At 36.9% G+C, this 21,849-nt stretch carries 18 protein-coding genes; 6 read left to right on the top strand and 12 right to left on the bottom strand.

All coding sequences use genetic code 11. The annotated features are described in order from the left end of the window. Positions 1 to 3 precede the first annotated feature (3 nt). Complete coding sequence (locus ACQKMV_RS15660) at positions 4 to 2,184, bottom strand: DUF1430 domain-containing protein (protein WP_427505068.1); 2,181 nt, start codon at positions 2,182 to 2,184, stop codon at positions 4 to 6. A gap of 65 nt (positions 2,185 to 2,249) precedes the next feature. Continuing rightward, positions 2,250 to 2,651, bottom strand: a complete 402-nt coding sequence (locus ACQKMV_RS15665) for a lactococcin 972 family bacteriocin (RefSeq protein WP_427505069.1) — start codon at positions 2,649 to 2,651, stop codon at positions 2,250 to 2,252. A gap of 327 nt (positions 2,652 to 2,978) precedes the next feature. Here ACQKMV_RS15665 and ACQKMV_RS15670 point away from each other — a divergent pair, with 327 nt between their 5' ends. The 5 genes from ACQKMV_RS15670 to ACQKMV_RS15690 all read left to right on the top strand — a co-directional run bounded on the left by ACQKMV_RS15670 (position 2,979) and on the right by ACQKMV_RS15690 (position 9,780). Beyond that, positions 2,979 to 4,082, top strand: a complete 1,104-nt coding sequence (locus tag ACQKMV_RS15670; RefSeq protein WP_427505070.1) for an extracellular solute-binding protein — start codon at positions 2,979 to 2,981, stop codon at positions 4,080 to 4,082. Positions 4,083 to 4,489: 407 nt separating this feature from the next. Further along, a complete protein-coding gene (locus tag ACQKMV_RS15675; RefSeq protein ID WP_427505071.1) occupies positions 4,490 to 5,560 on the top strand; it encodes an ABC transporter ATP-binding protein in 1,071 nt (356 codons plus the stop codon). 12 nt (positions 5,561 to 5,572) lie between these two features. Then, positions 5,573 to 7,294 (top strand): ABC transporter permease, encoded by a 1,722-nt coding sequence (locus ACQKMV_RS15680; protein ID WP_427505073.1) that lies wholly within the window; start codon positions 5,573 to 5,575, stop codon positions 7,292 to 7,294. Positions 7,295 to 7,321: 27 nt separating this feature from the next. Then, positions 7,322 to 8,836 carry an argininosuccinate lyase gene (gene argH / locus ACQKMV_RS15685; RefSeq protein WP_427505075.1) on the top strand — a complete coding sequence of 505 codons (1,515 nt, stop codon included), beginning with the start codon at positions 7,322 to 7,324 and terminating at the stop codon, positions 8,834 to 8,836. Then, positions 8,833 to 9,780, top strand: coding sequence for an N-acetylglucosamine kinase (locus tag ACQKMV_RS15690; protein WP_427505076.1), 948 nt, complete (start codon positions 8,833 to 8,835; stop codon positions 9,778 to 9,780). The genes argH and ACQKMV_RS15690 overlap by 4 nt, the downstream gene beginning before the upstream one ends. Positions 9,781 to 10,235: 455 nt before the next feature. On the opposite strand, the gene ACQKMV_RS15695 is transcribed toward ACQKMV_RS15690, so the two are convergent. From ACQKMV_RS15695 to ACQKMV_RS15710, 4 genes are all read right to left on the bottom strand, one after another. Continuing rightward, positions 10,236 to 11,531, bottom strand: a complete 1,296-nt coding sequence (locus ACQKMV_RS15695; RefSeq protein ID WP_427505077.1) for a transglutaminase domain-containing protein — start codon at positions 11,529 to 11,531, stop codon at positions 10,236 to 10,238. A gap of 114 nt (positions 11,532 to 11,645) precedes the next feature. Further along, positions 11,646 to 12,800 carry a transglutaminase domain-containing protein gene (locus ACQKMV_RS15700; RefSeq protein WP_427505079.1) on the bottom strand — a complete coding sequence of 385 codons (1,155 nt, stop codon included), beginning with the start codon at positions 12,798 to 12,800 and terminating at the stop codon, positions 11,646 to 11,648. A gap of 255 nt (positions 12,801 to 13,055) precedes the next feature. Then, the gene (locus tag ACQKMV_RS15705) at positions 13,056 to 13,316 is read right to left on the bottom strand and encodes a metal-sensitive transcriptional regulator (protein WP_427426228.1); all 261 of its coding nucleotides are present in this window, start codon (positions 13,314 to 13,316) and stop codon (positions 13,056 to 13,058) included. A gap of 115 nt (positions 13,317 to 13,431) precedes the next feature. Beyond that, positions 13,432 to 14,148: a glycosyltransferase family 2 protein gene (locus tag ACQKMV_RS15710; protein WP_427505080.1), complete on the bottom strand. Its 717-nt coding sequence runs from the start codon at positions 14,146 to 14,148 to the stop codon at positions 13,432 to 13,434. A 227-nt stretch (positions 14,149 to 14,375) separates the two neighbouring features. Here ACQKMV_RS15710 and ACQKMV_RS15715 point away from each other — a divergent pair, with 227 nt between their 5' ends. Beyond that, positions 14,376 to 16,313 carry an SEL1-like repeat protein gene (locus ACQKMV_RS15715; RefSeq protein WP_427505081.1) on the top strand — a complete coding sequence of 646 codons (1,938 nt, stop codon included), beginning with the start codon at positions 14,376 to 14,378 and terminating at the stop codon, positions 16,311 to 16,313. A 411-nt stretch (positions 16,314 to 16,724) separates the two neighbouring features. On the opposite strand, the gene ACQKMV_RS15720 is transcribed toward ACQKMV_RS15715, so the two are convergent. The 6 genes from ACQKMV_RS15720 to ACQKMV_RS15745 all read right to left on the bottom strand — a co-directional run bounded on the left by ACQKMV_RS15720 (position 16,725) and on the right by ACQKMV_RS15745 (position 21,780). Continuing rightward, positions 16,725 to 17,129, bottom strand: coding sequence for a hypothetical protein (locus tag ACQKMV_RS15720; RefSeq protein WP_427505082.1), 405 nt, complete (start codon positions 17,127 to 17,129; stop codon positions 16,725 to 16,727). Positions 17,130 to 17,205: 76 nt separating this feature from the next. Next, positions 17,206 to 18,576 carry an ATP-binding protein gene (locus ACQKMV_RS15725; RefSeq protein ID WP_427505099.1) on the bottom strand — a complete coding sequence of 457 codons (1,371 nt, stop codon included), beginning with the start codon at positions 18,574 to 18,576 and terminating at the stop codon, positions 17,206 to 17,208. Further along, positions 18,576 to 19,247 (bottom strand): response regulator transcription factor, encoded by a 672-nt coding sequence (locus ACQKMV_RS15730; protein ID WP_427505083.1) that lies wholly within the window; start codon positions 19,245 to 19,247, stop codon positions 18,576 to 18,578. Before ACQKMV_RS15730 ends, ACQKMV_RS15725 begins: the two co-directional genes overlap by 1 nt. Before the next feature lie 70 nt (positions 19,248 to 19,317). After that, positions 19,318 to 20,415, bottom strand: coding sequence for a DUF1648 domain-containing protein (locus ACQKMV_RS15735; protein WP_427505084.1), 1,098 nt, complete (start codon positions 20,413 to 20,415; stop codon positions 19,318 to 19,320). A gap of 3 nt (positions 20,416 to 20,418) precedes the next feature. Then, positions 20,419 to 20,814: a GntR family transcriptional regulator gene (locus ACQKMV_RS15740; protein WP_427505085.1), complete on the bottom strand. Its 396-nt coding sequence runs from the start codon at positions 20,812 to 20,814 to the stop codon at positions 20,419 to 20,421. A 78-nt stretch (positions 20,815 to 20,892) separates the two neighbouring features. Beyond that, entirely contained in the window at positions 20,893 to 21,780 is an 888-nt protein-coding gene (locus tag ACQKMV_RS15745) for a LysR family transcriptional regulator (protein ID WP_427505086.1), read from the bottom strand. Positions 21,781 to 21,849: the final 69 nt, after the last annotated feature.

Below are 21,849 nucleotides of genomic sequence, written 5' to 3' on the forward strand. Positions count from 1 at the left end.
TACTCAATCCCCTTTTACTACTTTGTTTGTATTTTTCTCGTTTGAAAACTTGACAAATATATTTAAAAATAGAAGTTCTAAAAACAAAGGTCCTAAAAGCAGTAATGTAACATTAGCACTTTTGAAGAAATAAAACACCAATGCAGCTGCGAAAATATTAGAGAGACTAGCTATAAGAATAATAGTTTTATTTCGTTTCCAATAAGAATAACCGAACAAATATTTAAGGGTTAATTGATAAAGATGTGCATTATAGTAAGACCAAATATATGCAATAAAAAGTATAAATGAAAATATAATAACAATAGTTAAACCAATTAGTTGTTGAAACAATTCCCACTTAAGTTCAATTATTCCATCACTTACTTCGTCATAAACAGATACTACGTTATTTATTTCTTTAACGTTTGCTTCTCCCAACGATGAAGAAATATTTTCATAGGCATTTCCATTCGAATTATCTAAGAAAAATAATGAATGTGTCACATACGCACCTATGGTAGAAGTATCTAAGCTATCAGTGTATAACATAGCGACAGGGTCTATAACTCTATTTTTTTGGTTTCCTCTATAATTACTGTATGTAAAATATTCTTGTCCTTTTTTAGTATAGATTATATTAATTTTCAAATCGTCTATTTTCTTTTCAATTAATGGTTGAGCGAGTTCTTTATTATACATATTGACAATTTCAACGCTTTGGAAATAAAACCATTCTCTATACGAATTCGCAATATGCTCTTCGATAACCTTTAAATGTTCAGGTACTAACACATTCAAGGTGTTTTTATCCTTAGGTAACTGCTTAATAATCGGCACACCATTACTACTTTGAATCGGGTTAACTTTGAGATAATTTTCATCTATAATAATACGTCTTCCATGAGGGGTATAAATATCATTTGTATTTTTAATACCTGACATATAGCTATATATAGGCTTTCCATCTTTATAATCAATAACACTAAATTTTTCGGCTTCTATGAGAAAGGCCTGATTGTTTTTTTTGATTTTTTCATAAAAGAGACTTAATCTATCATTTAAATCTCTATCGAGTTTTAAATTATCCGAAATATTTTTGTTTAGCACACCCACTTGAATACGAAAAACATTTTGAGTGTCATCCCAGTAGCTTAAACTATTTAATTTATTGGTTAAATTATTATATTTCATAAATGAAAAACTAATCATACTAAAAAGAACAATAGATACTAACGTCTTTAAAATGATCGACATCCACTGAATTTTTCGAAATGGTAAAGCGCCTTTAACACTATGATGATACTTATTAAATTTAAAAATTAGTAAAATACCTAGCAATGTAACAAATAGAAGAATCATTAAAATTGAAATATTCACTAGTATGAACAGTGGAAAAAAATCTTTTAAAAAGTACACTTGTTTAAAAGTTACGGAAAAAATAATTATTCCTATTGAGAACAATGTGAATATAATGAACATGAACCGTAAAAAGGGACTGAAAAAAGAACATACAATTTTCGCTTTCGAGTACCCCCATAGATAATACAAAAATAGTAATTTGTTTCGTTTTTGGATTAAAAAATAAAATATTCCTATTATATAAATAACAAAAGAAAAAATAACAATCATTAATAAAGAAATATTTGTTAATACTAAACTATTTATATTTTCTTGTTTGGTTAGTACCTTTCCGTATGGGGAGAATTCTTTAGTAAAAGAATGGAGGATTTCTTTATCTACACTACTCAAATAAAACTCATTTTTAAATCCTACATTTTTTATTTGTTTAAAGTCATATATATGAAATTCCCAATTAGATAGTGGAAAGTAAAAAATACCTGATTGGTTTTTTTCATCTTCTTTCAAATGATTAGCGATAAAATACTTTCCAATCGGAAATTCTCCTGATTGTAAGTTTATATATGAATCTTTTAAAACGTTCGTAGAGTAAATATTTAAAGAATTGTCGCTTATAAAATTATATTGAGAAATATTAATATTATTTTTCTTTGAAAATTCAACTAAATGTTCAGTAAATTCATTATCGTTGAAGTTTATTTTGGCATAACTATAGTCAATCATAACAATTTGATTTCCTTTATATAAAAAATCAACTACTTTATGATTCGAAAATAACGAATAACTGAATAAATTTGATGTGATTATCACGATAGTTAAAAATAGATATATTATTTTTTTCATGAATATATCCTTTCAATAAATACAAAGTATAGGAATAATCCCTACACTTTGTGTTTGTTTAATATTTATTTAACATTCCAATTTGCTGTATTACCCCAAAGTGTAGTTTTAACCCATATAGCTGCTAAGTTACCTGGTGCTTCCCATTCACTCTGACGATTGAGACTCCAATTACCTGCGCTTGATCTATGAACTTTTGAGGGATGGTTGTACTCTGAGGTATGACGATCCCATCCCCAGAATACGTTAAATGTACCGCCTCCAGCTGATACAGCTGCTCTAGCGAAATTATTTTTAGTATCATCAATTAGGAAAGAACCAGTTTCTTCTTGGGCTATCAATGCATCTAAGTCAATACCGCCCTCATTTGTAGGTAATTCTGCTGCAGAACCTTCTCCTACTGATACACTTAAACATGCACAAACTGCTAATCCTGCTAAAATCCTATGAAACGATTTTTTAATCATTATAAAAACTCCTTTACCTAAATATTTAGAATATAGATAAAATTCAAATTTTATAGATGTCCTTGTTTCAAATCTTAGCATTCATTTCAAAATCATCAAAATCAACTTTTGTTCACTTTTGAACAAAAGTTGATAATCTGTTCTGAAAAGCTTTAATTCTCGCTACTTTAAAGGGTTTCCAACTTTAGTGAAGCACCATTGCTATCTAGTATTTTGTTAGCTATGATGAATCTAATTATAATTTTTTTATAATTCTAACATTAATACCAAGTCCACGGATTATACTGATAGTATGTAAGTTTTTCACTATTAGGGAGGGGGAAGATTATGCAGAAAAAACGTATTTTCGGTTTTTTACTTGTGCTGATGGTTATTGTCTTGGCTGCTTGTAGTAGTGACAAGGCTTCTACAAAAGATGCAAAAGATAGCGACAAAACGTCTAACTCTGAAAAGACCGATGTGGCGGCGGCTACACCATCTGGAAAGCTTGTGATCTATACAGGGCGCGATGAAGAAATGGTGCAAAAGGTAATCGATCAGTTTAATGAAAAGTACCCGGACATTAAAGTGGAATTTTTAACGATGGGCGCACAGCAAATTTTAGAACGCCTACGTGGTGAAAAAGCAAATCCTCAGGCTGATTTTTGGTGGGGCGGTACGCAATCTGCACTAACTGTCGGCGCCAACGAAGGTTTGCTTCACGCTTGGAAACCTAGCTTTAACGACTCCATTGATGCAGCTCATAAAGATGCAGATGGTCGTTGGTTTGGTGAAATGTTACTGCCTGAAGTCATTATGATTAACAAGGATGTTTTAACGAAAGAAACGGGTCCACAAGATTGGGATGATTTATTAGATCCAAAGTGGAAGGATAAAATTTTAATTCGTGGTGTGTTAGCATCTGGGACAATGCGTACTATTTATTCATCTATGATTTTACGTCAAGGTGCAGATTCGCCTGAGAAGGGCTACGATTGGTTATTAAAATTAGATGCCAACACGAAGGAATATACACAAGATCCAAATGCACTTTATTTAAAGATGACACGACAAGAGGGCAGTGTTTCTTTATGGAATTTGCAAGATATTCTATTAAAGAAATATACGACTGACTATCCGTTTGATTACATTTATCCGAAAAGTGGTGCACCGATATTAGTTGATGGCGTTGCTGTTGTCAACAATGCTAAAAACTTAGAAAATGCAAAGCTCTTCACAGAATTCATATTTGAAAAAGGTATGGTGACTCAACTAGCCAACGATTACTATCAAATTCCTACTCGCTCAGATATCGATAAAGCTGCAATGCCTGAGTGGTATAAAGAATTAGATTTAAAAACTATTGATATAGATTGGAAGCTAATGACTGAAAAAGAGGCAGAATGGATGGAGTATTGGGATAACAATATTAAAGGGCGCGGGAAAAAGTGACCGAGGATTAAAAAGTTGTGAACCTGTCCTATGTTGCTGACAGGTTACTCACAAAAAATCAGGAATGATATTTGTTAAAACGTATGTCATGCATATAAGTTGATTGGAGTGGAGACTGGGAGACTCCTTGGGGATCAGCGTCACAGATGAGACCCTGGAGCGAGCAACGCGAGTGAAGCGGCTCATCGGACGCCCCCAGGAAGCTTTGCTCTGTGCGAAAGCGTAGTGTTAACGTAGCGGCAGCAACAAAGCGCCCAGTCGGAACGGAAATCAACCCTACGTTATGGTGAAGCCTTTTAATATCATAAAACAAATATCTACGAATATTGTTCATGTCTATAAGCCTCGAGTATATTTTGCTCGAGGCTTCATGCACCTAATTTTCTAACGAGAAAGGAGCATTTCAGTTGAAAAGTGTCAAAATAGAAAATGTCTCTAAGAAATTCGGTCAAATTCATGGCGTAAAAGATTTAGATCTTCATATTAAAGCTGGTGAATTTTTCACTTTCCTTGGTCCCAGTGGTTGTGGAAAAACGACGACACTAAGGATGATAGCAGGCTTTTATTACCCAACGGAAGGGAAAATTCTTTTTGATGATCTTGATGTGACAAGGCTCCAACCTAATAAACGGAACATCGGTATGGTGTTTCAAAATTATGCCCTCTTTCCACATATGACAGTAGATGAAAATATCGCCTTTGGATTACAAGTACGGAAATTCTCAAAGGCGGAGATTAAACAAAAGGTTGACCGTATCAGGGGGCTTGTACATTTATCGCAATATGGGAATCGGAAAATTAATGAATTATCTGGCGGACAGCAACAACGGGTTGCATTGGCAAGAGCTCTGGTGATTGAACCTGATATTTTATTACTAGACGAGCCATTATCAAATTTAGATGCGAAATTACGTGAAGAAACGCGGATTGAAATAAAAAGAATTCAGTCCGAGCTTGGTGTCACAACCATTTATGTTACACATGATCAAATGGAAGCTATGTCTATGTCAGATCGTATAATGGTCATGGAAAATGGGAACGTCAGACAAATTGGTACTCCGCAAGAGATTTATAATCGGCCTTCAAACCGCTTCGTAGCAGATTTTATTGGTGAGACAAATTTAATTGAGGCAACAATCGATGCTGTTAATGGTAACGATATACAAGTAAAAACAGCGAATGGACTTGTTCTCACTGGGCGAAAGCAACAAAGCTCCCCCACCTTAACGCATATGATTGGAAACAAAGTATTTATTTCTATTCGTCCTGAATCTATCAATCAAGGAACCGGTGAAAACACATTAACAGGTAAGATCACTTTTGTTGAATTTACAGGAATTAGTGTGAACTACATTGTGGAATTTCTAGATTTTTCACTAAAAGTAATGATTATTAATATGAATGATCAATTAAAAAAAATTGGTGAAGAAATTACCTTAAACATAGCCCACGATTCACTGTATTTTTTAGGGGAATAGGAGGGCACCAACATGGATAAAACACACCTCAATCCTTCTAAAGGAAATGCATGGACACGACTAACTAGTTCAAATTGGTTTGTCTATATTTTAGTTGCACCTTTATTTTTAGTGTTGTTTGCCTATGTAGTATACCCGTTCTATCAAACTTTTATAGAAAGCTTTTCTGGTGATGATGCGCTATCGAATTATAAAAATTTTTTTAATATAGCTAGCCCAGCAAATATAGAGGCATTGTGGACTAGTATATATATATCCGTTATCAGTGTTATTTGCTGTGCCATCGTCGGTGTCACCATGGCATTTCTACTGGAACGCTATAATTTCCCAGGCAGACGGATACTCTCTGTTTTAGTATTGGTACCTATGGCTCTTCCGCCGTTAGTAGGTGTACTGTCCTTTACATTTTTATATGGAGAAAGTGGTATTTTCCCACGTGCGTTTCAGCACTTATTCGGTTTAGGGCAAGTTCCTTTTTCATTAAAGGGCATATGGGGGGTTATAGTAGTACATACATTCACTATGTACACTTACTTCTACTTAACCGCCTCAGCAGCTATAAAAGGTCTTGATCCAGCTTTAGAAGAAGCCGCAACTAGCTTAGGCGCCGGGCGTGTTCGAGTATGGACAAAGGTTATTTTGCCTATGTTAACACCCTCGATTGTTGCCTCATCCTTACTAGTATTTATGATATCTATGGCATCCTACACTGCACCTTTAATGTTCGGTGTTGAACGTACGATGACAATGCAAATCTATTTATCACGTACGAATGGGAATTTAGATATGGCAGCAACACAATCTATGATTTTATCCTTTGTGTCCATTACTTTTTTAATTATTATGCGCTGGTATCAAAACCGTCGAAATTATCAAAATCTCAGCAAAGGCATTAGTGTTCATCGATCTGAAGTGTCTTCAAGAAGCATGAAAATCATGGCGACTATTGCTTCTTTCATAGGTACATTAATTTTAATTTTGCCGATTTTAGTGCTTATATTAATTTCATTTTCCGTGGATGGTGCATGGAAAACACAAATTCTTCCAACAGACTATACATTGGATCATTACCACGCTCTTTTTACAGATGAACGGACGTGGCGACCGATTTGGAATTCCATTCAAATGGGGGTCATTGCAACACTCGGCAATATCATTTTCGGTGTTGCGGCAGCCTATGCGATGGTACGGTTAAATTTTAAAGGTAAAACATTACTCGATATTTTAATCATGGTTCCTTGGGCATTGCCGGGAACGGTTGTAGCTGTCAATTTGATCGCAGCCTTTAGTACGGAAAATATCTTCTCCTTTAATCAGGTTCTTATCGGGACGTTCTGGATTTTGCCGTTAGCTTATTTTATTAGACATTTACCGCTTGTTTTCCGATCGACATCAGCATCACTTGTGCAATTAGATCAATCGATCGAAGAAGCATCACGAAGTTTAGGTGCAACATGGTGGTATTCATTTAGACGTATTGTCTTACCACTTACATTTACGGGCATTTTGGCAGGGACGTTACTAGCCCTTGTTCAAAGCTTTGGCGAATTCGTAGCGTCAATTCTTATTTACAGTACGTCAACAATCCCATTATCTGTGGCGATATTCCAAAAATTGTATTCCTTTAAATTTGGAACTGCATGTGCATATGGTGTCTTACAAATTTGTTTAATTTTAATTGTACTTATTATTTCTGAGAAGTTATCTAAAGGCAGTGCTGGTTCGGCCATATAACTGCTAATCTACTAGGAGGCAATTAATATGTTTGAAGATTTCCGCAACAAAACCCAGCAAGAAGATGGGATGATCTTCCCTTCTAATATTTATCGTAAAATTGTTTTACAGCCGGCTTACGATGAAGCTAAGAAAAACTTTTTAATAATTATGCTACAAATCGATATTGCACACTTAAAAATGTTAGAAGAACAGGGGCTAGTAAAAAAAGAAGAAGCTAAAGAAATTGGAATTGCCCTAAAAAAACTAGACTTGAACTATTACCGTATAGAGGATTACAGCCCACGATATGAGGATTTGTTTTTCCGTATAGAAAATAAATTAATAGAGCTTGCTGGCGATGTTGCTGGGAATCTTCACATTGGTAGAAGTCGTAATGATATGGGCATTGCCATCTATCGAATGACTTTAAGAAAAAAATTGTTATTGCTTATGCGAGAATTACTGACATTACGGGATGATTTAATCGCAGCTGCTGAGGAACACGTTGATACGATTATGATTGGCTATACACATACGCAGCAGGCACAGCCAACAACCTTTGCGCATTATTTGAAAGCTGTCATCGATCAACTTGAACGAGATTTTGAACGTTTACAGCATGTCTATAAAACGGTAAATCGCAGTAGTATGGGGGCAGCGGCATTAACGACAACAGGCTTCAATATTAATCGAGAGCGCATGCGTGAGTTATTGGCATTCGATGATATTATCGAAAATGCGTGGGATGCTGTTGCTGGTGCAGATTATATTGCAGAGGCAGCCAGTATTGTTCAGCTTGCGGCACTTAATCTGGGTCGCACATCCCAGGATTTTTTACTATGGGCTACACAGGAATTCAATGCATTTACGCTGGCAAGCCCGTACGTACAAATTAGCTCTATCATGCCACAAAAGCGCAACCCTGTTTCGATAGAGCATACACGTTCATTGCTATCAGCGGTTGTTGGTGATGCTAGTACAGTATTACAAATGGTACATAATACACCGTTTGGAGATATCGTAGACACAGAAGATGATATGCAACCATATTTATGGCGCGCAATCGACCGTTTAATAGGTATATACAAACTATTTGGTTCGCTTGTTGTCACGATGGATGTAAACAAGAATAAACTAAGAAATCGAGCAGAAAATAGCTTTGCCAATGTCACAGAGCTTGCCGATACGTTTGTGCGCTCTGAAGGGATTTCCTTCCGCCAAGCACATAGTATTGTAAGTAAGTGTATTAAAGTATTGCTCTCTCATGGTGAGGAGTCTCTAGCAAGTCTTACATGGGGGCTTGCAAATACACAAGCCAAATTAATTACTGGTAAACCGTTAAAAATTTCTGAGGAGGATTTTTATAACACATTAAAACCAGAGACTTTCGTTGGTGTCCGTACATTAACTGGTGGCCCAGCGCCCGTAACGATGAAAGCATCTCTTGAACGTTCCAAGGCAAATGCTCATAACCTTTATGAGTGGATTCGTTTGAAGGAGTCTATGATCGTTGAGGCAGAAAAGCAATTAACAGTATTTTTAGAGGAATGGAATCAATGATGGAATGGCTACTTATTATTGACGGTGGTGCTACAAAAACGGCATGTGCGCTCGTACATGCTGAGTCTGGTGAAATAAAATATACAAATTCAACAAGTGGCTCGAATCATCAAGCAATTGGTGTTGAATCAGCTACTAAAATATTACAAGCGTTATTAGCAAAAGTGCAGGACTTTTTGCAAAAGCAAGATTGCTTAAATATTGCAGTAGCTACCTTTGCTATGGCAGGGATTGATTCCCCCAAAGATCATGAAATCGTATTAGCAATCGTTCATAGCGCAGTATCGGCATTACCATTAAAAATAGATACACTTATTATAGAAAATGATGCACAAGCCACGTTACTTGGTGTTACTGCTGGACAGGCAAGTGCTTTACTCATTGCTGGAACAGGAGCCATTGCATACGCATTTGATGGTACACAAGTAGTACGTGCAGGTGGTTGGGGGCATCGTGCGGGAGATGAAGGCAGTGGCTATTGGTTAGGGCAAGAGATTATTCGTGCTATTTTCCGCATGGAAGACGGACGTGGTGAGCCTACCATATTAAAAAATGCCGTCTATGATTACTTACAGATCCAAGATGTTACAGAGCTAGCCGCATGGCTGTTCCATCCATCCTATACGAATGCGAAGCTTGCAAAAATGAGTGCATTTTTGGCAGATGCCGTGACCAAAAAAGATTCATGCGCTATTCAAATATCCATTCGTGCTGCCCAGGAATTAGTGCTCCTTGCACGCGCCGTGTTGAAAAAAGTTGACTATCGAGGCGAAGCATTTAGCCTTTATTGTAATGGTGGTGCCATTAAGCATAATCCATTCATTTTTAAAACTTTTTCACTGGAAATGAAATCGATGTCTCCGCAAATTGAAGTTTCTCTTTGTGAGCATCAACCAATCCATTATCTTATAGAGCGAACAAAAATGGCCTATGACAGTTTGTAATGTCATAGGCCTTTCATGTTGTTGAAAAACTATTATGTTCAATGAACTAAAGGTATCCATTTCTCTTTTGCAAAACGAGGGTTGATTTCCGTTCCAACTGAGCGCTTTTATCGCTGCCGCTTCGCTTTCGCGCAGAGCAGAGCTTCCTGAGGGCGTCCGATGAGCCGCTTAAGCCAACACGATGTTGGTCACGAAGGCGTTATCACAGGATGTGATGTTCTTAGCCTTCGTTCCTCTATTTGCTCGCTCCAAGGTCTCATCTGTGACGCTGTGATTCCCGAGGAGTCGCTCAGTCTCCACTCCAATCAACCACTTCATAAAGCATGAATCTTCTGGCATGTTACTAATATATTGTGATAAAACAAAATTGAAATAACCACAGATTACAATCTCGCCATAACTCTATATAGAGCTTATGACAATCTGATCATAGACTCTTTATTTTGCAAATAACGTTAAAGTGCCATTTTTTTAAGCTCATTTGTCGTGAAATATAAATAGCTGTCCTTCACAAATAAATCCTTCGTTTCTTCCCTATTTAATATTTGTTCTCCACTTCCATCCGGGCGAATCTTCGTTAAATACGCTCCGTGTGAATAATTACTAAAATATAGCCAGCCATCTGCATAAACGAGGTACTGTGCGCGTGAACTGGAGACGCGCTTCGATTTACCTGTTTTTAAATCGAGCACGTACAATTTATTATCATCAGAAACATTGCTATAAAATATTTGTTGCCCTACCTGTGCGGCGAAATCTACATTGTGAAAGTAGTTATACATTGTACTCGTGGCTTTCGGGTAGTCTTTAGCAATCCACGTATGATCTTTTGCCATCGTTCGATCATCCACTAAGAAATATTGATAGCGTACCGCCCCTTTACGGTCAGGTACCGGATCATTCCATGTAGTATCGAGGTGATACCATTGACCATTCAGCTTTACTAAATTCCACGCATGTCCTTCCTGGCCCACATAGCCTACTATATATTTTGTTTCTATACCTAACTTTTGTAACATCGAATGAGCCAGCAATGCATAGCCCTGACAAACACCACCATGTTCTGCAAGCACTGTATATGCGCTATGTGGACTTGATTTCGTTTGATCCGTATAGGCAGTATTAGCAACGATATAATCATTGACCGCCCTAACCTTCTCTACATCACTTAATGATTTTTTATTGATAGAGGTTACAATCTCTTGAACATTCATTTCAACAAATGCTGCCTGCTCTGGCGTCATTAAATAACTTTGTTCTCCAAAGATTTTGGCCGTTTTTCTTCCATATTCAAAACGAATAGAATGTTTACTAATATGCCCATATACATAATCATCTCGTTTTATAGCATTTTCATAGGCTTCTTCCACTAGCTGTTCAATTCGTTGTGTATCGCCTTTATATTGAATCTCAAACGTAGGTGAAAAACTACTGTAGTACGCATACATTGCATCAGCCATTTCCTTTGCATTTGTTACAACTAACTTTGCTTCAGGTTTTTTGGAAGTAGGCGCTGTAACAGCTACTCCTTCTTCTGGTTTTTCTTCTATAGGCGTGGCCGTTTCAATGGAGGTGTTCTCTGAAAGTTTAGCAGTAACATCTATGATTTTTTCCTTTGTTGAAAGAAGCATCGTTTCTATTTCATCATTATTTGCCCAAGTAATAACTTGTTGTACAACTGCTTTACCAGCTGTATAGATGGGGTCAATAAAAACAATGATTATGACGATAATAGCTAATTTTTTCCACAAAATCCTCACCTCCAACCGTTTTCCTGTTTTCATTATATACAAAAAAAGCACAAAGGACTCACTTGGAAGTCCTTTTGTGCTTTCATTTTATCAATAGATACGAATATTTAAAGTTTATTTTATTTTAAGCTGCTGTTCTTTGCCATTAACATTATAAACTAAATAGCTATCATTAATTCTTAAATCAGAAACTACTTGCTTCGCGAGCACCTCAGTTTTTAATGTATTAAGATTTAATTTTGTTAAGTAGCCACTGTTGCTATAATCACTGAAATATAAAAAGTTATCCGCACCTGTAACATACAATGCACGTTTATCAATAACCTTTGTTTTTTTACCACTTGTTAAATCAAGTTTATACAATTTATCGTTATCTGCTGTATTACTAAAGTAAAGTGTATTATTAACCTGATATGCGAAATGAACATTTAGCATATAGCTATATTTTGTACTCGTTGCAGCAGGATAATCTGAAGCTATCCACTTATGATCTTTCTTAAGCTGTGCATCCGTTACTAAGAAATAATCGTACGAAGAAGCGCCGAAACGATTTGGTAATGGATCATTCCATGTTGTATCTAAATGATACCAATTCCCATCAACCTTTACTAAATTCCATGCATGTGCCTCGTTACCATTAACATAGCCTACAACATACTTTGTGTCGAATCCTGCTTGTTCCAACATTTTATAGGCTGTTAACGCGTAGCCCTGACATACAGCTTGACCTTCCATTAACAATGCATAAGCACTATGAGGACTCGCCTTTGTTTTAGTACCATATGTTGTATTTGACACAATATAATCATTAATCGCTTTTACTTTTTCGAATTCTGTCATCGAAGGCTTAATGATTGTTTTTAATATTTGATCGACCTTTTTTTGAACGGCCGCTTCTTGTGTTTGGTTTGTCAAATATTTCACATTAAACGTGACATTGCCCGTTGAGTCTGCAGAAATAGTGGTACTTTCCATATTACCACTCGCATAGACTGCTTGCTCCTGCGCTTTTTCAAAGGACTCCATAAATTTCTTTTTAAAATCATTCATTGGTCCACTATATGTAATTTTAATTTCGGTAGCGAAATTATTTAGTTGCTTTACGATTTCTGTTGTGAATTGATCCCAAGTTGTTACTTTGGTATTAGCTACTACATTATAAGCAATCACTGGGGAAGTATTTACTGTACGAGCGTCTGCACTTTGAGCATAGGCTGCCGTTGGACTTAACATCAGTAATGCAGCTCCGCTTATCAACCATTTTTTCATAATAAATCACCTTCCCTGTTTTATTCTTATAATTAGAATAACAGAGAAAGTAACTACGAAACTATCGGACAAGTTCACTAACAATGACTTTTAACCATGTAATCAAAATACAACAAATAGGTACAAACTACCATAAATAAAATATAAGTATCGAATTAAACTATATTTTTGTAAAAAATTAAAAACTCACCCTGTTTTTTTAGTGAGTTTTTTATATATTAATGGTCATTTCTATCAGGTGGGCTTCTCTTTGTTTCAACGACTTTTTACAACTAAATTGACCGCCTCTTGAATAGCTTCATTCATTTTCTCGCCATCACCTTCAGCATTTTGTACACATTCTAAAAGATTCGTACTAACAATTACACCTACTGTACGATCTACTGCTGAACGTACTGCCGATAATTGAGTAATGACTGCCTTACAGTCCTTTTCGTCTTCCATCATCTTTAAAATTCCACGTAGCTGACCTTCCATCCGTTTCACACGATTTTTCACTTGATCAGAATATTCCATCATCATTGCTCCCTCTTTCCATACTCGCTACGTTCTTGAGTAATTATTATTCTTTATCCTAGCACATTATTTCAAAATCAATTACTCCTTGCATAATTGCGTCCAGAGGCTTAAGTTATCCGTTATTTTTCCCTGGTTTTAAATAATTCATAAGCATTTTAGCAATAATTGACCCTGCATTTGTTATTTCATCATACTGTATAACTGTATTTTTCTTTATTCGTAACTGTCCTATCTCTACTTCAAAAATTGGGCACTGTCTTTTAAGTGCGGCAACTAGCATATTTGTATCGTAGTCATATCGTTCACCTTTTACATTTATCAGCCATGGTAACTCTTTTATAGAAATAAACCGTAAACCTGTTTGTGTATCCATTAATTTTCTATGATAAAGGGCCTCAAAAAACAAACTTGTTGCACGATTACCCCAATATGATAAAAACGTGCTGTCCGAAGAATGGAAGTTACGCACTCCTAACACAATTCCTTCAGAAAATACCTTTGTCATCGTTAAAACTAGCTTTACATCTTGTAAAGTATGTTGGCTATGTGCACCTATTGTAATGATACCTTGAAACACGCCTCTTTGCGCCGTTACATAGGCAAAGGCTGTTTTTAGTGCGCCTCCCTTACCAATATTTTGTTCATGTTCTAACACACGACAGCAGTCAATCTTTTTCAACTCTTCAAATACACCTGCATATTTTTGATCGCTGCCATCATTGACAATAATAATTTGGCTAATGGTAGTGGCTAATAATTGATGCACATAGGTTACGAGTGACTGTTGTGGATTATAGGCTGGTATAATTGCTGCTATATTTTTCATCATTTCTATCCCCCGGATAACATGAAACTTTGGCAGATGCACTCTCAAGTAAATGTTACTGAATTTCAACGAATCTCCTTATAACAAATAGTATCATGTATCGAGGACAATTCAACAATAACGGTATTTTCCCGATATATGAAAAAAGAGGATATCATCGTAGCGTATGGTATACGTTTTAACAAATTAAATATCCAGATTTCAGTGATGAGCATACAAAGAAGAATTTTATGAAAGAGGTGAGTACTATCGTCATTCAATATGAAACTCTCCAAGATCAATGTAAGAAATTAAAAGCTTTATCCCTCATTAAATTAGCTAAAAATTTACAAGATGCTAGCTCGCTCGCCATTTCAAAGCCAGCGTTCTCTCTACAAAAATCACTCCTTGTACTGGAGGAAATTTTATATGAGTTTTATAAGCTGGAAATGCATTCAGAGCCGAAGCTAAAAAATATTCGATCATTACTCAATAATCGTAGCTTTGTTGCAAAAATTCATCCACGTCGTATTTATTTATTAATGAATCTTGTAAGCAAAATGACTTCTAGTAATAGTTGTGAAGTTGTGGAGGTAAAAGCGGCAAAAATTGTTCTTGATTATATAAGTGATATTGTAGAATGGTTTATCGAACGCTATGACCGTAGCTTACAGGCAAAATTGATTCGCAAAGGCTCCAGCTTTGAAGATATAACTTCAGTTTTTGATTTAAATACTCTACTTCAAAATGACCAATCTACCGAGGCCTACAAAAGTGCTGCGGACTGGTTTGAGCTTGCCGCAAAACAAGGGAATGCAAGTGCTCAATATAATCTAGGCGTGCTTTATAATCAAGGACGAGGTGTTAAGAAAGATTATGCAGTTGCAAAAATGTGGTATGAACGTGCTGCTGCGCAAGATGATGCAAACGCGCTTTATAGCTTAGGCGTGATCTATCATTTAGGTCATGGCGTTGAACAAAATTATGAAGAAGCCACTCACTATTATAAAGCTGCTGCAGATTTAGAGAACGCAGATGCACAGTACAATCTGGGTGTTTTATACAATCAAGGACTTGGTATGCCGCTAAACTTTGCCGAGGCAGCAAAATGGTACATGCTAGCAGCTAATCAAGGGAATACAAGTGCTCAAAATAACCTTGGATTCCTCTATCACAATGGAACTGGTGTCGAGCAAAGCTATGAGGAAGCCATAGCCTATTTTGAAATGGCTGCATTAGCTGGTGATGCAAGTGCTCAGTATAATCTTGGCTATATGTATCTTAAAGGTCGTGGCATCTCGCAAAATTTTGAAGAAGCTGCGAGATGGTTCCATTTAGCTGCACTTCAAGACCATACAAATGCAGAATTTCAATTGGCAATGCTATATAACACTGGTCAAGGTATTCCTCAGAATCGCATAGAGGCTATAAAATGGTTTAAGCTCGCAGCACATAAAGGACACTTAAATGCTCAATTCTGTCTCGGTGTGCTCTATGTCAAAGAAAACGATATAACTTTAGCTGAAAAATGGTTACAGTTAGCCGCTAATAATGGACATATAAGTGCAGGCTTTGAGCTAGGACGTATTTATGTTTACCAACTTCAGCAACCAGAGAAAGCTCTCCCTTACTTCAAAGCGGCTGCTGAAAAGGGATATGCTGATGCTCAGTACGAGCTTGGATTATTATATGAAGCCGAATTGAATTATGTTGAAGCAGTAAAATGGTGGAGAGCTGCTACTGATCAGTCCCATATTCAGGCTGAATATCAATTAGGGGTATTATTTGAGCACGGATTGGGGATTGAACAGGACTTAGAAGAAGCACGACGCTGCTATCGGCTAGCGGCCATTCAAGGACATTCAGGTGCCCAGTATCAGCTCGGTAATTTATTTGATAAGGGAAAAGGTGTCGAACAGGATTATACAGAGGCCGCGAAATGGATTGAACAAGCTGCCGATAAGGGACATGCCAAAGCACAATTTCAATTAGCTCAAATGCACAGTCATGGACAAGGGGTACCGAAGGATTTTGCGAAAGCAGCCCAACTGTATCGACTAGCTGCCAATCAAGGGCATCAAAAAGCACAATTCCAGCTTGGTATGCTTTACAAAAAAGGACATGGTGTTGCACAGGATTATACCGAAGCAACAAAATGGCTTAAGAAGTCTCTCGAAAATATGAAATAAAGGGATTATAAGCATAACGTGAGGTTGATTTCCGTTCCGGCTGGGCGCTTTGCCGCTGACGCTTCGCTTTCGCACAGATAAAACATTTGCCGCTGACGCTTCGCTTTCGCGCAGAGCAGAGCTTCCTGGGGGCGTCCGATGAGCCGCTTGGGGCAACACGATGTTGATCACGAAGGCGTTATCACAGGACGTGATGCTTTTAGCCTTCGTTCCTCTGTCTGCTCGCTCCAGGGTCTCATCTGCGACGCTGTGATCCCCAAGGAGTCGCCCAGCCTCCACTCCAATCAACTTATATGTATGACATATGTTTTAACAAAAATCATCCCTAACTTTTAGTAATGAACCGAATAAAGCTGTTCTTCATAAAGAATACCGTGTCACTGCCTAACTAAGACAGTGACACGGTATTTTCTAGTTTTTCATTTCTTCTTTTTGATTTATCATAAATGTTACAACGATGAATAACGCAAAGCTAATTAATAGTGTTGTCCCACCTACGATAAAGAAAATCAATGTAAATGTACTGCTAAAATTAAATGGATTTATATTGTAGAACCACATACCCAGTGTTAAACCAAAAACGCCGAGAATAGCTGTCCAACCATGTGCTGTCACTAACTTTTGTGATTTCACTTTGAAGGCACGATAGAAAATACCCCATGCAAACATACTTAACCAACCTACAAGCAGAATATGTGCATGTATTGGTCTATATTGATAACTACCTGAACCGGACATATGTGAGCCTAGATACGTTCCCAATAAGGCAAAAATCGCAGCAAGACGAATAAGGCGTATACTCCATTTTTGTTCCATACGATAACTCCCCCTAAGCTTTTTTTAACTTAGTAGCAGTTTATCTCGTGAACATGAACTTTACATGAACTCATCATTACAATTTTGGTAAGTGAACATGGACCTTTGTGCCAGAGTTCATAACACTTTCCATATGAACCGTTCCTCCATGTAGCTCAGCAATTTGCTTCACGATAGCTAGTCCAAGCCCAGTACCTTGCTTTGTTCTGGAAGCATCCGCGCGATAAAAGCGATCATATACCTTTTGTAATTGATCAGCAGTCATCCCTATACCACTATCCTCGACGATTACTTCAACTGAAGTTAGGGATTCTTGCAAGTGAATATGAATTTCTCCACCTTCGACATTATATTTAATAGCATTCGTCAATAAATTATCCCAAACATTTTGTAATAGTCCAGCATCACCATCATATGTTATTGGTTCAAGCTGATACGATAATTGTACATTTGCTTCTTCAAGCTTCCAGCGATATTTTCTTACTGTTTCCTTTAATTGCTCATCTAAACGATAAGTTTCACGCTTTAGCATCCTTGTAGATTGATCGAGTGATGTTAGTAAAAGTAACTGCTTAGTTAATGTCGATAGGCGTTTCGTCTCTAGCTCAATAATCGTTGTATATTCCTGTCTTTCCTGGTCGGTCAGCAAGGGATTCTTTAGTAAATCTACATAGCCTTGAATATTCAACAATGGTGACTGAAAATCATGGGACACATTACTGATAAACTCTTTACGTATTCGATCATTTTCTTGTAATTTTCCGGTCATGACATTAAAGCTATCTGCTAATTGTCCAATCTCATCTGCTCGATCTATATCCAGGAGCGTATCGAATTTTTCATGTGCAAGCTGATGTGTTGCCTCTGTTAATTGTGTAATAGGGCGAATTAGTGCCTTAGCAAAAAGTAGCATTGCCAATAGACTAAGTACTGTCATCGTAAGAATAAGTCCACCAAGTATCGTATGCACCTCAGAGAACAACAAGCGAATATCAGGTCTAACGAACAGTGCATACTTCTTATTTTCATAAGTAAATGGCACACCTATCGTATTAATTAACTCATTCGCAAAAAAGCCTGTCACAAAAGTCTCTTTTGGAAAATCACGCATACCATGATAAACTTCTCCGTTTAAAACACGCTCGACTGTATTAGATGGTAGTGTTTTATCACGGTACTTACCGCCGAAGAAATGTCCTTCTTCACCGGTTGTTGCATAGATTTGATAACCTATTTCACCAAGAGTCGTTAAATAATTATCTAAATCGTTAGGCTTTGACGACTCAATGTATTTCGCAATATCCTGCGCAATTTTCACATTTTTAGCATCGTTTTTTTCCTTCACAACTTGATGATAAAAAGTATTTGTCGCTAAAAAGCCGATACACAAGCTGCCGACCATAACAAGCATAGTCGTGACAACAAATTTACTATATAACGTTTTCATCATGCAATAACCTCAAGCTTATAGCCAACACCACGTACTGTAGTAATCTCAACACCTGTTTCATAACGATGCAGACGCTCACGAATCCGCTTCACATGCGTATTTAAAGTTTGCTCATCTCCATCGTAGTCATAGCCCCACACTTGCTCCATAATAAAACTACGTGTAAACACCTGATTCGGGCGAGAAGCTAGTAATGCCAATAATTCAAATTCCTTTAAAGGCAGAACAAGTGTATCTTCCCCAATGACAACCTCAAAGCTTCGACGATCAATAACTAGCCTGCCCACATGGATGGTTACCTCATTTTTCTTATCTAATCTACGCAATATCGCGGCTATGCGAAACAGCAATTCTTTAGGTTCAAAAGGCTTTACAACATAGTCATCTGAGCCTGCCGAAAACCCGCGTTCCTTGTCCTCAAGCTCACCTTTTGCTGTTAATAACAATACAGGGATATCGTAATCTTGGCTCAATGTCTCGGTTAATGTAAAACCATCCATTCCCGGCATCATAACATCTACAATAGCCAAATCAGGCAAGTTTCCTTCAAGTAATTTAAGTGCCTGTTGTCCGTTTTCCGCCTGTATCACCTGATAGCCCTCTCTTGTCAGATAAATATTCACTAGCTGTAAAATATGTACATCATCATCTACAACGAGAATTTTCACTCATGTCTACCTCCATCCAACTTGTTTCCGGTACATTATTCTAACAAAAAATCCGCTCCATTTTTTTATATTATAACGAAAAGAAAGAAATCAACAGCAATATAAATAACGGCAAACCTATTACGATATAACCACGTGGATTTGCAAAATTCATCGTCCAACCGACCCCAAAGCGTTTCTCTACAAAAACGGAAGAATCTTGGCGATTCACATAAATTAATCCGCCCTTCCAGTACCGATCCTCATCAACATCCATTACTTCTGAAACGACATTGTCCCCGTAGTTCACCCTAAGCTTACGTTTTTTCCATGCATAAACAAGGACTGAGCCAAGAACAAGCAATAAGAACAACATAAATACCGGTAATAGTCTACTTCCTGTAGTCATCGAAGGATAGATATTGCTGAGCTGTAATACTGTAAATAATATTGTAAAGGCATAGCTTAATAACATAATGTTCCAACTCATATACTTTCGACTTTTTAGCTGATCTTCCAATGATTCTTCTTTACGATTAACAGCCAACTTGATTGCTGAACGCTTTATGGAATCTACAATTCCCCACATCATACATTGCAACATCAGCATAACAAGCGGCAGTGAAAGCGCAGTAAAATATGTTTTGCTTCTCCAAGAATCCGCTTCACCGCTTGGTCCCCAGTGAACAGCAATATGATCCGGTATTTGGTCATAATGGAGGAATGTGAAAATAATTAAAAACACCGTAATACCAAATGGCACTATATAAAATGGCCACGGTAGCATTTCATCTCGACTGCGTGCCGTTAAATCAACAGCACGAACTTGTTTGATGTTCAAGCCCCAGTGCTCTTCCTTTTTAAGCTTTATAACTTTTTGATGGTTTATCCAATATAATGTCATACTGACTGCAAGCATTGCAAATAAACATCCGAGCAGTAAAATACTTTGCATGAACTCAGATGATGCAAAGTAATAATAGCTGACAATCATCAACATTAAAAACATGACACCAGAAATTCCAACGATTTGAGCATAATGCTTTTTCATATTACGTAACGTGGGATGTTTTACATTTTGTTCAGGTACAGTAACGCCAAAAACGATTGTCTCTCGTACTATAAACGGAACAAACACTTGTAGAACTAATGTTATGATGTAGATAGTTGAAAAAATGGCAAGTAGCATTTGCTACACTCCTTCTGCTGGCATTTCCAAATCAGCAAATACTTTTTTTATCATGTGCTCTATTTGCTCAACTGTTGCGCCGAGCACCATTCCTTCTACCACAACAGGCTTTAAGTTTTTTTCTATTTTTTGTAATTGTTCAGGAGTTAACGCTCGCTCCTCTGTTGAACGAATAATAGCACCCGATTTGGCTCTAATTGTAATGATGCCCTTTTCCTCTAGCTCATGATAGCTTTTATTTACTGTGTGCATATTCACACCCAGATCAGCCGCTAAATTACGGACAGATGGCAGAGTATCTCCGGGTTTCATATCCCCTCTTACAATTCCCTCAATAATTTGCCGAGTTACCTGTTCATAAATTGGTACATCAGATTGTGGTTCTATTTGAATAAACATTAATATCATCTCCATATTTGTTATATAATTAATATAACAAATAATCATTTTTTGTGCATAAAGAAAGGGATATTACAATTATAGAGAGTTCTTAACAGTTTCTATAAACTTTTGCACAAGTAAGCTATGCCTTTCATTCTTTCTTGTACAAATTGCAATTTTATGTTTAATGTGAGCATCCTTTACATAAACCCTTGCCAATTGCCCACTATCAACATACTCTCGCACAGCTAGTGACGAAATAAAATTTGCACCATAGCCCGCCATTACTGAACGAATCGTTTCATTGATTCCATTAAATTGTAGTGCGATTTTAGGTGGCTTGACTTGATACGTTTGACATAAAGAAAAAAGATGCTCTCTCATTGAACTTCCTTCCTCTCGCATAATAAAAGGCTCTCTCATCATGTCAGCAAGTGAAATGGATAGATTTGCATAAGGATGATCAGGTGCGACTACAAACCATAATTCATCCTCAAAAAGCTCCTCCCAGGCTACTTCTTCCGGTCTTTCTAAGATACCACCACCATAAATAGCAATATCAGCTTTATACTGTATTAACTGCTTGAAGGCATCTTGGGTATTAGTTGTCGTAATGACTAAATTAACATCTTCATTTGCCCCTTTAAAAGCAGCGGCCCACTTAGGAATTAGAAAGTTAGCTGGTAAGTATGTAGCAACTATATGTATTGTTCCTGCTTTAGCAAGACGATAATCTTCAATGAATGATTCAATATGTTCTTCAAGCATAACAAGTTTTTTTGCTTTTTCTGCTAAAGCCTCTCCGAATTCAGTTAATACTACGCCCCGTCCTTGCGGCTTGAATAATTGAACGCCAATCTCATGCTCAAATTTTTTTATTTGGCTTGAAACTGCCGGCTGACTAATATGAAGTAATTCTGCCGCTTTCGTGAAACTACCTGTTGTAGCAACTTGATAAAACAATTTTAATCCATGAATATTCACGATTCCACCTCATACCATAACCTATAGTTATGAATTAATAATAATAATATATTTTTATTATGATTCATT

The organism is Lysinibacillus sp. NPDC094403, from assembly GCF_050278745.1.
Classification (GTDB): Bacteria; Bacillota; Bacilli; order Bacillales_A; family Planococcaceae; genus Lysinibacillus.

Bases quoted from the DNA above. Each gene is read 5' to 3' on its own strand.
- ACQKMV_RS15725 (WP_427505099.1), bottom strand. From the start codon at position 18,576: ATGAAAACGTTATATAGTAAATTTGTTGTCACGACTATGCTTGTTATG.
- ACQKMV_RS15680 (WP_427505073.1), top strand. From the start codon at position 5,573: ATGGATAAAACACACCTCAATCCTTCTAAAGGAAATGCATGGACACGA.
- ACQKMV_RS15690 (WP_427505076.1), top strand. From the start codon at position 8,833: ATGATGGAATGGCTACTTATTATTGACGGTGGTGCTACAAAAACGGCA.
- ACQKMV_RS15740 (WP_427505085.1), bottom strand. From the start codon at position 20,814: ATGTTTATTCAAATAGAACCACAATCTGATGTACCAATTTATGAACAG.
- ACQKMV_RS15700 (WP_427505079.1), bottom strand. From the start codon at position 12,800: ATGAAAAAATGGTTGATAAGCGGAGCTGCATTACTGATGTTAAGTCCA.
- ACQKMV_RS15715 (WP_427505081.1), top strand. From the start codon at position 14,376: ATGAAAGAGGTGAGTACTATCGTCATTCAATATGAAACTCTCCAAGAT.
- ACQKMV_RS15705 (WP_427426228.1), bottom strand. From the start codon at position 13,316: ATGGAATATTCTGATCAAGTGAAAAATCGTGTGAAACGGATGGAAGGT.
- ACQKMV_RS15720 (WP_427505082.1), bottom strand. From the start codon at position 17,129: ATGGAACAAAAATGGAGTATACGCCTTATTCGTCTTGCTGCGATTTTT.
- ACQKMV_RS15710 (WP_427505080.1), bottom strand. From the start codon at position 14,148: ATGATGAAAAATATAGCAGCAATTATACCAGCCTATAATCCACAACAG.
- ACQKMV_RS15670 (WP_427505070.1), top strand. From the start codon at position 2,979: ATGCAGAAAAAACGTATTTTCGGTTTTTTACTTGTGCTGATGGTTATT.
- ACQKMV_RS15735 (WP_427505084.1), bottom strand. From the start codon at position 20,415: ATGCTACTTGCCATTTTTTCAACTATCTACATCATAACATTAGTTCTA.
- argH (WP_427505075.1), top strand. From the start codon at position 7,322: ATGTTTGAAGATTTCCGCAACAAAACCCAGCAAGAAGATGGGATGATC.
- ACQKMV_RS15660 (WP_427505068.1), bottom strand. From the start codon at position 2,184: ATGAAAAAAATAATATATCTATTTTTAACTATCGTGATAATCACATCA.
- ACQKMV_RS15665 (WP_427505069.1), bottom strand. From the start codon at position 2,651: ATGATTAAAAAATCGTTTCATAGGATTTTAGCAGGATTAGCAGTTTGT.